We start from the raw sequence: 15,455 nt of genomic DNA, 5'->3' as shown, positions 1-15,455 counted from the left end.
CTATCATGGGCGCCGCACCCAGCAACCTTTAACCCCGTCCTGTGAGGCGGAGAAGGGAGCGGCGGATGAGCACGCGCACCGTGCTGCATGAAGCCGACATCGCGCGGGCCCTGACGAGGATCTCCCACGAGATCCTCGAGTCGAACAGGGGACCCGCCGACCTCGTCATCCTCGGCATCCCGCGGCGGGGCGTTCCCCTCGCTGCACGCATCGGCTCTCTCCTCGCGGAGATCTCCGGGACGGTCGTCCCGGTCGGAGCACTCGATGTGACGATGTACCGCGACGATCTGCACCGCAACCCGACGAGGGCACCGCAGCCGACCGAGATTCCGGAGGGCGGCATCGACGGCAAGGTCGTCGTCCTCGTCGACGACGTGTTGTTCTCCGGACGATCGATCCGCGCGGCCCTCGACGCGCTGCAGGACATCGGTCGCCCCGCGGCCGTCAGACTCGCGACTCTCGTCGACCGCGGCCACCGTGAACTGCCCATCCGACCCGACTTCGTCGGCAAGAACCTGCCCAGCGCCCGCGACGAGCGGGTCAATGTGCGCCTGCGCGAGGTCGACGGCGTCGAGGAGGTGACGATCGGAGCATGAGGCACCTGCTCGACACCAAGGACCTGGATCGGCGCGACGCCCTGCGCATCCTCGACGTCGCGGAGGACATGGCGGCTACGCAGCAGCGCGAGGTCCGCAAGCTCCCCACGCTCCGAGGCAAGACCGTCGTGAACCTCTTCTTCGAGGATTCCACGCGCACCCGGATCTCGTTCGAGGCCGCAGCCAAGCGCCTCTCGGCCGACGTCATCAACTTCTCGGCCAAGGGGTCGTCGGTCTCCAAGGGCGAGTCGCTCCAGGACACGGCACAGACGCTGCAGGCGATGGGGGCCGACGCCGTCGTGATCCGCCATGGCGCCTCGGGCGCACCGCAGACCCTGGCCGGCAGCGGATGGATCAGCGCCGGTGTGGTCAACGCCGGTGACGGCACGCACGCGCATCCGACGCAGGCCCTGCTCGACGCATTCACCATCCGCAAGCGATTCTTCGGCGAGGCCAGCCGGGGCCGCGACCTCGCCGGTCTCCGGGTGACGATCGTCGGCGACATCCTGCACTCGCGCGTCGCGCGGTCGAACGTCTGGCTGCTGACGACCCTGGGTGCCGAGGTGACCCTCGTCGCACCGCCGACCCTCGTGCCGCAGGATGTGTCGGCCTGGCCGGTCCGCGTGATCTACGACCTCGATGAGGCCATCGCCGCGGGTCCGGATGCGCTCATGATGCTCCGCATCCAGCTCGAGCGCATGAACGCCGCCTATTTCCCGACTGAACGGGAGTATTCGCGGACGTGGGGCCTGGATGCCGCGCGGCTCGGCGCGCTCCCGGCCGATAGCATTGTCCTGCACCCCGGCCCGATGAACCGGGGGATGGAGATCTCCGCCGCCGCCGCCGATTCGCCGCGCTCGACCGTGCTCGAGCAGGTGGCGAACGGTGTCTCGGTGCGGATGGCCGTGCTCTACCTGCTGCTCGCGGGCGAGCGCACCGAAGCTGAGGAGGACGGACGATGAGCGAGAGCTTCCTCATCCGCGGAGCGCGCCTGGCCGGCGGCGACGCGACGGACATGCTGGTCATCGACGGGACGATCGCCGAGGTCGGCACCGGCCTGAGCGCCAGAGGTACCACCGTCGTCGACGCCGACGGGCTCATCGCCCTGCCGGGGCTCGTCGACCTGCACACCCACTTGCGCGAGCCGGGGTTCGAGGCGTCCGAGACGATCCTCACCGGGTCGCGCGCTGCAGCGGCGGGCGGGTTCACCACCGTTTTCGCGATGCCCAACACCTCGCCCGTCGCCGACACCGCGGGTGTCGTCGAGCAGGAGCTCGCCCTGGGCGAGGCCGCCGGGTACGTGCACGTCCAGCCGATCGGCGCCGTCACGATCGGGCAGAAGGGCGAGCGCCTGGCCGAGCTGGGCGCGATGGCCGCCTCGCGGGCGCGCGTCCGCGTGTTCAGCGACGACGGCTTCTGCGTCTTCGATCCGCTCATCATGCGCCGCGCCCTCGAATACGTGAAGTCGTTCGACGGCGTCGTCGCCCAGCATGCTCAGGATCCGCGGCTGACCGAGGGCGCCCAGATGAACGAGGGCACCGTGTCGGCAGAGCTGGGACTGACCGGCTGGCCGGCGGTCGCCGAGGAGTCGATCATCGCGCGCGACGTCCTACTCGCCGAGCACGTCGGCTCTCGACTGCACGTCTGCCACCTCTCGACGGCGGGCTCGGTCGACATCATCCGGTGGGCGAAGAAGCGCGGCGTGAACGTGACCGCCGAGGTGACCCCGCACCACCTGCTGCTGTCGGAGGAACTCGTCCGCGGCTACGACGCGCGTTTCAAGGTCAACCCGCCGCTTCGCCGTGACGAGGACGTGCGGGCAGTCCGCGAGGGCCTCGCCGACGGCACGATCGACATCGTCGCGACCGACCACGCCCCGCACCCCGCCGAGGCGAAGACGTGCGAATGGGCCGCCGCGGCGAACGGCATGGTCGGTCTCGAGTCCGCGCTGCGGGTCGTGCAGCAAGCGGTCGTCGACACCGGACTGCTCGATTGGGACGACGTCGCCCGCGTGCTCTCGACGGCTCCCGCTCGGATCGGCCGCCTGGCCGATGCCGGCACGCCGCTCGAGGCGGGCCGCCCCGCCTCGTTCATGCTGTACGACCCGCGCCCGGTCCGCACCTTCACGGATGCCGACCTGAGGGGTCGCAGCGTGAACTCGCCCTACCTCGATCGCGAACTTCCGGGCGAGGTGCGCTGGACGTTCTTCCGCGGCACGCCGACGGTCGCCGACGGCGACCTGCTCGAACGCCCGGGAGCCCGCGCGTGACCCGCGAAGGAGCTCTGCTCGTCATGGTCGCGGTCGCCCTGGTGCTGCTCGCACTCGGGGTCTGGGCCTGGCGACGACGAACGAGGCGCGACAGCGGCCTCACGGCACCGGTGGGCGAGTTGCCCGCGGGCGCCGTGCAGACGGCGGCGATCTCGGGACTCTACGTCGCGACGACCCGCCACGACGAGCCGCTCGAGCGCCTCGCCATCCGCGGGCTCGGATTCCGCTCCCGCGTCGACGTCATCGTCGGCGCGGGAGGCGCGGGTGACGGCGTGGCCATCGACCTGACCGGTCAGCCGCGCCTGTACATCCCCGCCGAGCGCATCGTCTCCGTCGATCAGGCCACCGTCGCCATCGACCGTGTCGTCGAGAAGCAGGGCCTGACACGCCTGAGCTGGCTGATCGATGACGAGACGATCGTCGACAGCTACTTCCGGCCCCAGACCGCGTCGGCCCGTGCGCTGGCCGATGCCATCCAGACCATCGTGACCCCCACCCAGACCCCAGGAGGCGACGCGTGACACTGTTCACCCGTGACCCCGCCGTGCTCGTGCTCGAGGACGGATCCCGCCACATCGGCCGCGCCTACGGCGCGCGCGGCACCACCCTCGGAGAAGTCGTCTTCGCGACCGGCATGACCGGCTACCAGGAGACCCTCACCGACCCGTCCTACGCGGGCCAGATCGTGCTGCAGACCGCACCCCACATCGGAAACACCGGCATGAACGGCGAGGACGTCGAGTCGCGCCGCATCTGGGTCGCCGGCTACATCGTGCGCGACCCCTCGCGCGTCGTGTCGAACTGGCGCTCGGAGAACTCGCTCGACGAGTCGCTCGAGCGCGACGGCATCGTCGGCATCAGCGGCATCGACACGCGCGCCGTCACGCGCGTCCTGCGCTCGGCGGGCTCGATGCGCGGCGGCGTCTTCAGCGGCGACGCCGCCGACATCGATCCCGAGGAGCAGCTGCGCATCGTCCGCGAGGCGCCGGAGATGACCGGTCGCAACCTGTCCGCCGAGGTGTCGGTGCCCGCCGCCGAGGTGACCCCGGCGACGGGGGAGCGGCTCGGAAACCTCGCGGTGCTCGACCTCGGCGTGAAGCAGGCCACGGTGAACAACCTCGCCGCCCGCGGATTCGACGTCCACGTCCTCCCGCAGGACGTCACGTTCGAGCAGCTCCGTGCGATCGACCCGATCGCGGTGTTCTACTCCAACGGCCCGGGCGACCCGGCCGCGAGCGACCACCACGTCGAGCTTCTGCGGGGCGTCCTCGCCGAGAAGCTGCCGTTCTTCGGGATCTGCTTCGGCAACCAGCTCCTCGGCCGCGCCCTCGGCTTCGGCACCTACAAGCTGCCCTTCGGCCACCGCGGCATCAACCAGCCCGTGCTCGACAAGCAGACCGGGCGCGTGGAGATCACCGCGCACAACCACGGCTTCGCCGTCGACGCGCCGATCGAGGGCGTCGTCGACAGCCCGGCCGGCTTCGGCCGCGTCGAGGTGAGCCACGTCGGCCTCAACGACAACGTGGTGGAGGGCCTGCGGGCCCTCGACCTGCCGGCATTCTCGGTGCAGTACCACCCCGAGGCCGCCGCCGGCCCGCACGACGCCAACTACCTCTTCGACCGCTTCCGCGACCTCGTGGTCGCGACCCAGGAGAACAAGAACTGATGCCCAAGCGCGACGATATCCAGAGCGTCCTCGTCATCGGGTCGGGGCCGATCGTCATCGGCCAGGCCTGTGAATTCGACTACTCCGGCACCCAGGCGTGCCGCGTGCTCCGCGAGGAGGGCGTCCGCGTCATCCTCGTCAACTCCAACCCGGCGACGATCATGACCGATCCCGACTTCGCCGACGCCACGTACATCGAGCCCATCACGTGGCAGGTCATCGAGACGATCATCGCCAAGGAGCGCCCCGACGCGATCCTGCCGACCCTGGGCGGTCAGACCGCTCTCAACGCGGCGATCGACCTGCACAAGCACGGCATCCTCGAGAAGTACGACATCGAGCTGATCGGCGCGAACTTCGAGGCGATCAACAAGGGCGAGGATCGGCAGATCTTCAAGCAGCTCGTCATCGACTCGGGAGCGGATGTGGCCGACAGCCGCATCTGCCACACGATGGACGAGGTGCTCGCGGGCGCCGCCGAGCTCGGCTACCCGCTCGTCGTGCGCCCCTCCTTCACGATGGGCGGGCTCGGCTCGGGCTTCGCGTACAACGAGGAGGACCTGCGCCGTATCGCCGGAGCGGGCCTGCGCGACTCGCCCACGACCGAGGTCCTGCTGGAGGAGTCGATCCTCGGGTGGAAGGAATACGAGCTCGAGCTCATGCGCGACTCGGCCGACAACACCGTGGTCGTCTGCTCGATCGAGAACGTCGACCCGGTCGGCGTCCACACCGGCGACTCCATCACGGTCGCGCCGGCACTGACGCTCACCGACCGCGAGTACCAGAAGATGCGCGACATCGGCATCGACATCATCCGCGCCGTCGGCGTCGACACCGGTGGCTGCAACATCCAGTTCGCGGTCGATCCGCAGACGGGGCGCATCATCGTCATCGAGATGAACCCGCGCGTGTCGCGTTCGTCCGCGCTGGCGTCGAAGGCGACCGGGTTCCCGATCGCGAAGATCGCCGCGAAGCTCGCGATCGGCTACCGCCTCGACGAGATCCCGAACGACATCACGAAGGTCACCCCGGCGAGCTTCGAGCCGACGCTCGACTACGTCGTGGTCAAGGTGCCGCGCTTCAACTTCGAGAAGTTCCCGGCCGCCGACACCACCCTCACGACGACCATGAAGTCGGTGGGCGAGGCGATGGCGATCGGGCGCAACTACGCCACGGCTCTCCAGAAGGCGCTGCGCTCGCTCGAGAAGCGCGGATCGAGCTTCCACTGGGGCGACGAGGAGCGCTCGGTGGACGAGCTGCTCGAGATCGCGAAGACCCCGACCGACGGCCGGATCGTGGTCCTGCAGCAGGCGATGCGCAAGGGCGCGACGGTCGAGCAGGCTTTCGAGGCCACCGCGATCGACCCGTGGTTCCTCGACCAGATCGAGCTGATCAACGAGGTCGCGGCGTTCGTGGCCGACGCGGGCGAGCTCGACGAGCACGTCATTCGGACGGCGAAGGACCACGGGTTCAGCGACGCGCAGATCGCGCAGCTGCGCGGCATCACCGAAGAAGAGGTGCGTGGCGTCCGCCACGGCCTCGGCCTGCGGCCGGTCTTCAAGACGGTCGACACCTGCGCCGGTGAGTTCCCCGCGCTCACGCCGTACCACTACTCGTCGTACGACACCGAGACCGAGGTCACGCCCTCCGAGCGCACGAAGGTCGTCATCATCGGCTCGGGCCCCAACCGCATCGGGCAGGGCGTCGAGTTCGACTACTCGTGCGTCCACGCCAGCTTCGCGCTGGCGGACGCCGGCTACGAGACGATCATGGTCAACTGCAACCCCGAAACGGTATCGACCGACTACGACACGAGCGACCGGCTCTACTTCGAGCCGCTGACGCTCGAGGACGTCCTCGAGGTGCTGCACGCCGAGTCGCAGTCCGGCACGATCCTCGGCGTCATCTGCCAGCTCGGCGGTCAGACGCCGCTCGGGCTCGCAAAGGGCATCGAGGCGGCCGGATACAGCATCCTCGGCACCCAGCCCGCGGCGATCGATCTGGCGGAGGAGCGCGAGCTCTTCTCGCGTCTGCTCGACGACGCCGGTCTCGTCGCCCCGCGCAACGGCACCGCCATCGACGTCGAGGGGGCCGTCGAGGTCGCCGAGTCGATCGGCTACCCCGTCCTGGTCCGCCCTAGCTTCGTCCTCGGTGGCCGTGGCATGGAGATCGTCTACGACACCGAGAGCCTGCGCGACTACTTCGTGCGCGTCGCCGACCAGGCGATCATCGGCCCGGGCCTCCCGCTGCTCGTCGATCGCTTCCTCGATGACGCCGTGGAGCTCGACGTCGACGCGCTGTTCGACGGCGAAGAGCTGTACATCGGCGGCGTGATGGAGCACCTCGAGGAAGCCGGCATCCACTCCGGTGACTCGAGCTGCACGCTGCCGCCGATGTCGCTCGGCCGCACCGAGATCGACCGGGTGCGCGAGGCGACTCTCGCCATCGCTCGCGGTGTCGGCGTGCGGGGTCTGCTGAACGTGCAGTTCGCCGTGTCGGCGGGTGTGCTCTACGTCATCGAGGCGAACCCCCGCGCGAGCCGCACCGTGCCCTTCGTGTCGAAGGCGCTCGGCATCCCGCTGGCCAAGGCCGCGTCGCGGATCATGGCCGGGTCGTCGATCGCCGAGCTGAAGGCCGAGGGGCTGCTGCCCGCCGAGGACGGCTCGCGGGTCCCGCTCGATGCGCCGGTCGCCGTCAAGGAGGCCGTGCTCCCCTTCAAGCGCTTCCGCACCGCTGACGGCCGGACGGTCGACTCGGTCCTCGGCCCGGAGATGCGCTCGACCGGTGAGGTCATGGGCATCGACCGCGACTTCCCGACCGCCTTCGCGAAGAGCCAGGCGGCCGCCTACGGCGGCATGCCCACCTCGGGCACCGTGTTCCTGTCGGTCGCCGACGACGACAAGCGCGCCGTCATCCTGCCCGCCCACCGGCTGCAGGAGCTCGGCTTCCGCCTGATCGCGACCGAGGGGACCGCCGAGATCCTCGCTCGCAACGGCATCCGCGTGGAGGTCGTCGGCAAGTACTCCGAGACCCAGGGCTCGGGGGAGCGAAACGTCGTCGATCTCATCAACGCCGGCGAGATCGACATGGTCGTGAACACGCCCTCGGGCGGCGTCGCTCGCGCAGACGGCTACGAGATCCGGGCCGCGGCCGTGGCGGGCGACCGTGCCCTGTTCACCACGATGGCCGTCCTCGGTGCCGCCGTGAGCGCGCTGCCCGTGCTCCGGGAAGGGTTCGAGGTCAAGAGCCTGCAGGACTACGCCCTCGAGCGGGCGGGGCGCAGGTGACCGCATTCGGGGAGCGCCTGTCCGGCGCGCTCGACACGTATGGGTCGCTCTGCGTCGGCATCGACCCGCACGCCGCACTGCTCGCGGACTGGGGCCTTCCGGCCTCGGCCGCTGGCGTGCGCGAGTTCGGTCTGCGCGTGGTCGAGGCAGCGCGCGAGCGGGTGGGCATCGTCAAGCCGCAGGTCGCCTTCTTCGAACGCTACGGGTCAGCGGGCTTCGCCGCGCTCGAAGAGGTGCAGCGCGCCGCACGCGACGCGGGCCTCATCGTCATCGCGGACGCCAAGCGCGGCGACATCGGCAGCACGATGGACGGCTATGCCGCGGCGTGGCTCGAGCCGGGCGCCCCGCTGGAGGCGGACGCCGTCACCGTGAGCCCGTACCTCGGCCCGGGGTCGCTCCGCGGCACGATCACCGCCGCGGCGCGCGCCGGCAAGGGCGTCTTCGTCCTCGCCGCCACCAGCAACCCCGAGGCGTTCGGACTGCAGTCGGCGGAGGTCACCGTCGTCGAGGCGCAGCGCGGCCAGACGGTCGCGGACTGGGTCGCCGCCGGCGTCGGATGGGCGAACCGTGCGGCGGCGGACGCGGGAGGTCTCGGTCACGTCGGGCTCGTCGTGGGTGCGACCGTCGACCGCGACGAGCTCGGCCTCACGCACGAATCGCTTCGCGGCGCACCGATCCTCGCTCCCGGATTCGGCGCGCAGGGCGTGGCGCTCGGCGCGGTGCGTTCGGTGTTCGGACCGCTCGCGGGCCAGGTGGTCGCGAGCGCCAGCCGCAGCGTGCTCGCCGCCGGTCCCGACGGAATCATCGACGCCATCGACGCGCATCGGCGGGAGCTCGCCGAGGCAGAGGAGGAAGCCCGTGGCTGATCGTCCCCACCCACCCGAGGTCGACCGCGCCGCGGCGTCACGCCGTGCCGTCGAAGCGCGACGCGAGCGGGCGGCGCTGAAGAAGGATGTCGCGATGCGCGTCATCTCACCTCAGGAGCTCCTGCGGCGCGCTCTCGCCGATCCCGAGTCGGCGGCCGGCGCCATGCGGGTGACCGACTTCCTCACGGCGATCCCGGCGATCGGTGAGAACAAGCGCGACCGGATCCTCGCGGATCTCGACATCTCGCCCGTCAAGCGCCTCGGTGGTCTGGGGTCGCGTCAGCGGCTCGCGCTTCAGCAGTTCTTGGATGCCCGCCTGCCCGAGCCCCAGCCGCGTGCCGGCCGATCGCGGCTGCTTGTGCTGGCCGGCCCCACTGCCGTCGGCAAGGGAACGGTCGCCGCGCACATCCGCGACAACCATCCCGAGATCATGCTGTCGGTGTCGGCGACCACCCGCGCCCCGCGGCCGGGAGAGGTCGACGGCGAGCACTACTACTTCGTCGACGACGCCGAGTTCGACCGTCTCATCGCCGAGGGCGAGCTGCTCGAGTGGGCCACCGTGCACAACCGTCACCGGTACGGCACGCCGAAGGCGCCCATCGAGGCGGCACTCGCGGCGGGGCGCACGGTGCTGTTGGAGATCGACCTGCAGGGAGCCCGTCAGGTGCGCGCGGCCGCGCCGGATGCGACCCTTGTCTTCCTCCTGCCGCCGAGCTGGGACGAACTGGTCGACCGGCTGGTCGGGCGGGGAACCGAGGACGCCGAGGAACGCGCCCGTCGCCTCCGTACGGCGCGTGTCGAGCTCGCCTCGCAGGGCGAGTTCGACTACCGCGTCGTCAATGACACCGTCGCGCGCGCGGCCGACGAGGTCGCCGCGCTGGCCGACTGATCGCGTAGACTGGGGGGATGCCTGCGCCTGCGGCGCGGCAGCAGACTCTCCACCGACATCGATCCCGGAAGGATCCGCCATGGCCGGAAGCAACGAAGGCATCATCGACCCGCCCATCGACGCCCTGCTCGACAAGGTCGACTCGAAGTACCAGCTGGTCATCTACGCGTCCAAGCGTGCGCGCCAGATCAACGACTACTACTCCGACCTCCACGAGGGCAACCTGTTCGACAACGTCGGCCCGCTCGTCGACTCGTCGGTCGAGGACAAGCCGCTGACGATCGCGATGCACGAGATCCACGAGGACAAGCTCCGCCTGCGTTCGCTCGACTGATCCGGCGGTAGACCCGTCACATTTCTGCCCGCGGCAGCCGGATGTCGGCCGCCGCGGGCAGAATCGTCTCCGTCCCGATCCCGCCCCGTTCCGTCCCACAGGGAGCCCCGATGAGCCAGCTGCGCCTGTTCACGTCCGAGTCCGTCACCGAGGGGCACCCCGACAAGATCTGCGACCAGATCTCCGACAGCATCCTCGACGCGCTGCTCACGGTCGACCCCGGCTCCCGTGTCGCTGTCGAGACCCTCGTGACGACGGGTCTGGTGCACGTCGCGGGCGAAGTGCGCACCGACGGTTACGCCGACATCCCCGGCATCGTCCGCGGCGTCGTCAACGGAATCGGGTACACCTCGAGCGAGACGGGCTTCGACGGCGACTCGTGCGGTGTGACGGTGTCGATCGGCGAGCAGTCGTCCGATATCGCCGCCGGCGTCGACAACGCCCTGGAGCACCGCGAGCAGGGTTCGATCGACCCGACCGATGCGCTCGGCGCCGGCGACCAGGGCATCATGTTCGGCTACGCGACCAACGAGACGCCGCAGCTCATGCCGATGGCCATCTGGACTGCCCACCGCATCGCCGAGCGTCTGACATCGGCCCGCCGCACCGGGGCCCTGCCGTTCCTGCGGCCCGACGGCAAGACACAGGTGACCCTCGGCTACGAGGGCGCGGTGCCCCGCACGGTCGAGACCGTGGTGCTCTCGACGCAGCACCAGCCCGACATCTCGCTGCCGGCGCTGCGGGCGGCCGTGCAGGCCGAGGTCATCGAGCCGGTGCTTGCCGAAACCGGTCTCGACATCTCCGACGTCGAGTACGTCATCAACCCCGCGGGGCCGTTCGTCGTCGGCGGCCCGAAGGGGGATGCCGGACTGACCGGCCGCAAGATCATCATCGACACCTACGGGGGCGCCGCACGGCATGGCGGCGGAGCCTTCAGCGGCAAGGACCCGTCGAAGGTCGACCGCTCCGCGGCCTATGCGATGCGGTGGGTCGCGAAGAACGCCGTCGCCGCGGGCCTGGCCGACCGTCTCGAGGTGCAGGTCGCCTATGCGATCGGGCGCGCCGCACCCGTGGGGCTCTACGTCGAGTCGTTCGGTACGGGCCACGTCGCCGACGAGGTCATCTCGGCGGCCATCCGCGACGTGTTCGATCTCCGGCCGCAGGCGATCATCGACCGCCTCGACCTCCTGCGGCCCATTTATGCGAAGACCGCCGCGTACGGTCACTTCGGCCGCGAGCTGCCCGAGTTCACCTGGGAGCGCACCGACCGTGTCGAGGAGTTGCGCGCCGCCGCGGGCCTGTGAGCGACGCGCCTCGGCGGGTCGCCCGAGTATTGATCGATTCGCCCCTGCCGCAGCTCGATCGCCTCTTCGACTACGTCGTACCCGACGTCCTCCGCGAGGCCGCGTTGCCCGGTGTGCGGGTCAAGGTGCCGCTCCGCACGGTCGGGCGCACCGTCGAGGGCTACCTCGTCGAGCTCGGCGACGAGACCGACGGCGACCGTCCCCTGTCCGAGCTCGAGGATGTCGTTTCGCCCGTCGAGGTGCTGCCGGAGCGGCTCTACGCCCACGCGCGCCGGGTGGCCGATCGGGCCGCGGGGTCGGCGAGCGATGTCCTGCGGCTGGTGATCCCGAAACGGATGGTGCGGGCCGAGAAGGCCTGGTCGGCCTCCGGTCCGCTTGACGTACCGGTCGTGAGCGCGGAGTCCCTCGCCTGGGCCCGCGAGACGACGGCGGCGTACCCCGATCTGGAGGGTGCGGTCGAGAACGGCGAGCGCCTCGCGGTCGACGCCCCGCCCCGCCCCGCCGAGGACGTCCCTGCCTGGTCCGAACTGCTCGCCGCGCTGGCCGTGCTCACGCTCGCGCGGGGCAGGAGCACGGTCGTCGTCGTGCCCGACCACCGAGACGAGGCGCATGTCCTCTCCGTCCTGGCGCGTCGGGTCGACGAGGGAGCGGTCGTCAGGGACGATGCGCGCCGCTCGGGCCCCGAGCGCTACGCGGGGTACCTTCGGCTGCTGGCCCCGGTGCCGTGCATCGTGGTGGGGAATCGGTCGAGCGTGTACGCCCCGGCCCATGACGTCGGCGCCGTCCTCCTCTGGGACGACGGCGATCCGCTGCTCGCCGAGCCGCTGAGCCCGGGTGTGCACGCGCGAGACGCCGCCCTCGTCCGGCAGGAGCTCCAGGCCTGCGCGCTGGTCTTCGTCGGTCTGACACGGACGACCGACGTCGAGCGTCTCGTAGCACTCGGCTGGGTGCGCGAGATCGCGGCCCGCCGTCGTGAGAGCCCCCGGGTCGTGCTGTCGGCGACGCGCGAGGGCGAGTCGCGGGGCACGCGGGTCCCGTCGGCGGCGTTCGCCGCGGCGCGCGAGGCGCTGACGCACGGACCCGTTCTGGTGCAGGTGGCACGACCCGGGTACGCCCCGGTGCTGGTGTGCGCCGACTGCCGCACGCCGGCGCGCTGCGCGCATTGCGCCGGTCCGCTGCGCGCCCGTCGGCCGGGTGCCGTTCCCGAGTGCGCGTGGTGCGGGCGGGGTGCGCCGGCGTGGGGATGCGCGTCGTGCTCCTCCCAGCGCTTGCGCATGGCGTCGTCGGGGAGCGAGCGCACGGCCGACGAGCTCGGACGCGCCTTCCCGAACACCCGTGTCATCGTTTCCGACGGCGAGCACCAGGTCACCCACGTCGATGCGAGACCCGCCCTCGTGATCGCGACGCGCGGCGCGGAGCCCTTCGCCGCCGGCGGGTACCACGCCGTCATCCTGCTCGACGGCGATCGGATGCTGATGACCGAGCAGCTGCGGATCGCCGAGGCGTGTCTGCGGTGGTGGTCGGATGCTGCGGCTCTCGCGGCGCCCGGTGCGCCGGTGCACCTCGTCGGTGTCGCGGGTCCCGCCGCCCGCGCGCTCGCGACATGGACGCAACCGGCGTACGCCCGGGCGGAGCTCGCCGAGAGGGCCCCGCTCCACATGCCGCCGACGGTCCGCGTCGCGGCCGTGGAAGGGACCGCGTCAGCCGTATCGGAGGCGATCGCGCAGCTGCGGGCCGATGTGCCCGCTCTGACCGAGACGTCGATTCTCGGCCCCGTGCCGCGCGAAGACGCCGTCCGTGCGCTCGTGCGGTTCGAGTACGCGCTGGGGCGCGCGGTGGCCGAGTCGCTTCGGGCGTCGGTCGTCGCTGCGGCGCTGCGCGGGCGTCGTCGGCGCGGGGCGCCGCCAGGACCGCGCAATACACTCAGAGTACGTCTCGACGTGCCCGATCTCGATCTGTGAGGAGCGCCATGCGCATCGTCTTCGCCGGGACACCGGAACCCGCCCTGCCCTCGCTCCGGCGACTCGCCGCCTCTCGCCACGAGGTCGTCGGAGTCGTGACGCGCCGCGACGCGCCGCTCGGTCGCAAGCGCGTGCTGACGCCCTCGCCGGTCGCCGCGCTCGCGGTTGAGCTCGGACTGCCGGTGCTGAAGACCGACCGCCTCGATGCGGCGGCGACGGAGACGATCACGTCGTGGGGCGCCGACCTCGGCGTCATCGTCGCGTACGGAGGGCTGGTGCGCGAGCCGCTCCTGTCGGCACCGCGGCACGGGTGGATCAACCTGCATTTCTCGCTGCTGCCGGCCTGGCGCGGGGCGGCGCCGGTGCAGCATTCGCTCATGGCCGGGGACCGGGTCAGCGGCGTAAGCGTGTTCCAGCTCGTTCCTGAGCTCGACGCGGGCGATGTCTTCGCGCAGACGCGCCACCCGGTGGACCGGGGCGCCACCGCGGGGCGACTTCTCGCCGAACTCGCGGATCTGGGTGCGGACACCGTCTCGGATGTCGTCGACGCGATCGCCGACGGCACCGCGACCGCCGTCGCGCAGACGGGCGAGCCGACCCTCGCTCCCAAGCTCACGCTCGCCGACGGGCTCCTCGATTTCGCACTGCCCGCCGACACGGTGCTCGACCGCTTCCGCGGCACGACGCCCGAGCCCGGCGCGCACACCACGGTGGCCGGGCAGCGGCTCAAGGTGCTGTCTGCGAGGCGCGGGCCGGATGCCCCTGCCCTCGCACCGCGCGAGGTCCGCCTCGTCGGTAAGGAGGTCCTCGTCGGAACCGCCGACGGCACGATCTCGCTCCTGTCGGTGCAGCCCGCGGGGCGCGGCGCGATGCCGGCTCCCGACTGGTGGCGCGGACTGCGCGTCGACAGCCTCGAGGCGGGATCGTGAACCCCGCACGCCGTGTCGCCTTCGACGTGCTGCGCGCGGTGGCCGACTCCGACGCGTATGCGAACCTCCTTCTGCCGCAGGAGCTCCGGCGGGCGGGACTGAGCCCTGCCGACGCCGGGCTCGCGACCGAGCTGACATACGGCACGCTGCGCCGCCAGGGCACCTACGATGCGATCATCGAGCAGGCGTCGGGGCGTTCCGTCGACACGATCGATCCGCCGGTGCGCGACGCGCTGCGCCTCGGTGTCCATCAGCTGCTGTCGACGCGGGTCGCGTCTCATGCCGCGGTGAACGAGAGCGTCGAGCTGGTGCGGCGCGCGGGCGCGCCCAACGCGGCCGGTTTCGCCAACGCGGTCCTGCGACGCATCGCGCGGGACAACCCGGGCGATTGGCTGCAGCGGGTGGATGCCGCAGCACGCTCGGACGACGAGCGGCTCGGGCTGCGCTACTCCCACCCGGTATGGGTCATCCGTGCGTTCCGTCGGGCACTCGCGGCCGAGGGGCGCGCGGACGAACTCGACGAGCTGCTGGCCGCCGACAACGTCTCGCCGAGCGTCACGATGACCGCACTGCCGGGCCTCGCCGACATCCCCGCCGACCGGGCACGGACCCCGTACTCGCCGCTCGGTTTCCGCCTCGACGGCGGTGATCCCGAGCCCATGGTGCGTCGCGCGGAAGGCCGCATCCGCGTCCAGGACGAGGGTTCCCAGCTCGCGGCGCTCGCGCTGTCGCGCGCGCTCCCGGTCCGCGCCGGTGAGCGCTGGCTCGATCTGTGCGCCGCGCCGGGCGGCAAGACCGCTGTCCTGGCCGCCGAGGCCCTGGCGGGAGGGGCCGTGGTCGAGGCCAACGAGATCTCGCCTGCGCGCGCACGTCTCGTTCGATCCTCGGTCGCCGGCGTTCCGCTCGAGGTGCCGGTGTCGGAGGAGGACGGGCGCGAGCGTGCCGGCCGAGGTCGTTACGACCGCATCCTCGTCGATGCGCCCTGCACGGGGCTCGGCGCGCTCCGTCGCCGGCCGGAGGCGCGCTGGCGCAAGAGCCCCGCGGATGTCCCCGACCTCAGCGCCCTCCAGCGCGAACTGCTCTCCGCCGCCGTCGATGCGCTCGCCCCGGGCGGGGTCGTCGCCTACGTGACCTGTTCTCCCCACCTCGCCGAGACCGCCGTGGTCGTCGCCGACGTGCGAGCAGCTCACCCCGATCTCCGGGAGCTCGATGCCCGCGAGGTCGTCCGGGCGGTCAGTCGGGGAGAGATCGATCTGCCCGAGCCGCAGGACGGGTCGGGCCGCGCGCAGCTGTGGCCCCACCGCCACGGCACCGACGCCATGTCCATCACCCTGCTGCAGAAGCCGTGAACGGC

Annotated in this window: 13 protein-coding genes; all 13 read left to right on the top strand. The window is 71.3% G+C overall.

Annotation, left to right across the window (positions count from 1 at the left end; translation table 11 throughout):
* Positions 1-65 precede the first annotated feature (65 nt).
* Positions 66-596 (top strand): bifunctional pyr operon transcriptional regulator/uracil phosphoribosyltransferase PyrR, encoded by a 531-nt coding sequence (gene pyrR, locus DO944_RS04205; protein WP_112614880.1) that lies wholly within the window; start codon positions 66-68, stop codon positions 594-596.
* Positions 593-1,558, top strand: coding sequence for an aspartate carbamoyltransferase catalytic subunit (locus tag DO944_RS04200; RefSeq protein WP_112614878.1), 966 nt, complete (start codon positions 593-595; stop codon positions 1,556-1,558). The genes pyrR and DO944_RS04200 overlap by 4 nt, the downstream gene beginning before the upstream one ends.
* The gene (locus DO944_RS04195; protein WP_112614876.1) at positions 1,555-2,865 is read left to right on the top strand and encodes a dihydroorotase; all 1,311 of its coding nucleotides are present in this window, start codon (positions 1,555-1,557) and stop codon (positions 2,863-2,865) included. Before DO944_RS04200 ends, DO944_RS04195 begins: the two co-directional genes overlap by 4 nt.
* Positions 2,862-3,386, top strand: a complete 525-nt coding sequence (locus DO944_RS04190; protein ID WP_112614874.1) for a hypothetical protein — start codon at positions 2,862-2,864, stop codon at positions 3,384-3,386. Before DO944_RS04195 ends, DO944_RS04190 begins: the two co-directional genes overlap by 4 nt.
* Positions 3,383-4,531, top strand: coding sequence for a glutamine-hydrolyzing carbamoyl-phosphate synthase small subunit (carA, locus tag DO944_RS04185; protein WP_378718704.1), 1,149 nt, complete (start codon positions 3,383-3,385; stop codon positions 4,529-4,531). The genes DO944_RS04190 and carA overlap by 4 nt, the downstream gene beginning before the upstream one ends.
* Entirely contained in the window at positions 4,531-7,818 is a 3,288-nt protein-coding gene (carB, locus tag DO944_RS04180; RefSeq protein ID WP_112614872.1) for a carbamoyl-phosphate synthase large subunit, read from the top strand. The genes carA and carB overlap by 1 nt, the downstream gene beginning before the upstream one ends.
* Positions 7,815-8,684, top strand: a complete 870-nt coding sequence (gene pyrF, locus DO944_RS04175) for an orotidine-5'-phosphate decarboxylase (RefSeq protein WP_112614870.1) — start codon at positions 7,815-7,817, stop codon at positions 8,682-8,684. Before carB ends, pyrF begins: the two co-directional genes overlap by 4 nt.
* A complete protein-coding gene (gmk, locus tag DO944_RS04170; RefSeq protein ID WP_112614868.1) occupies positions 8,677-9,573 on the top strand; it encodes a guanylate kinase in 897 nt (298 codons plus the stop codon). Before pyrF ends, gmk begins: the two co-directional genes overlap by 8 nt.
* A 79-nt stretch (positions 9,574-9,652) precedes the next feature.
* Positions 9,653-9,907, top strand: coding sequence for a DNA-directed RNA polymerase subunit omega (gene rpoZ / locus DO944_RS04165; protein WP_023950606.1), 255 nt, complete (start codon positions 9,653-9,655; stop codon positions 9,905-9,907).
* A gap of 110 nt (positions 9,908-10,017) precedes the next feature.
* Positions 10,018-11,211, top strand: coding sequence for a methionine adenosyltransferase (metK, locus tag DO944_RS04160; protein WP_112614866.1), 1,194 nt, complete (start codon positions 10,018-10,020; stop codon positions 11,209-11,211).
* A gap of 29 nt (positions 11,212-11,240) precedes the next feature.
* A complete protein-coding gene (locus DO944_RS04155; RefSeq protein WP_258524554.1) occupies positions 11,241-13,172 on the top strand; it encodes a primosomal protein N' in 1,932 nt (643 codons plus the stop codon).
* Between the two features lie 8 nt (positions 13,173-13,180).
* Positions 13,181-14,101 (top strand): methionyl-tRNA formyltransferase, encoded by a 921-nt coding sequence (gene fmt / locus DO944_RS04150; protein ID WP_112614862.1) that lies wholly within the window; start codon positions 13,181-13,183, stop codon positions 14,099-14,101.
* Positions 14,098-15,450: an RsmB/NOP family class I SAM-dependent RNA methyltransferase gene (locus tag DO944_RS04145; protein WP_112614860.1), complete on the top strand. Its 1,353-nt coding sequence runs from the start codon at positions 14,098-14,100 to the stop codon at positions 15,448-15,450. The genes fmt and DO944_RS04145 overlap by 4 nt, the downstream gene beginning before the upstream one ends.
* Positions 15,451-15,455 lie beyond the last annotated feature (5 nt).

Source organism: Microbacterium sp. SMR1 (assembly GCF_003289625.1).
GTDB classification, from domain to species: Bacteria; Actinomycetota; Actinomycetes; order Actinomycetales; family Microbacteriaceae; genus Microbacterium; species Microbacterium plantarum.
This window is presented reverse-complemented; position numbering and strand designations above follow the sequence as displayed.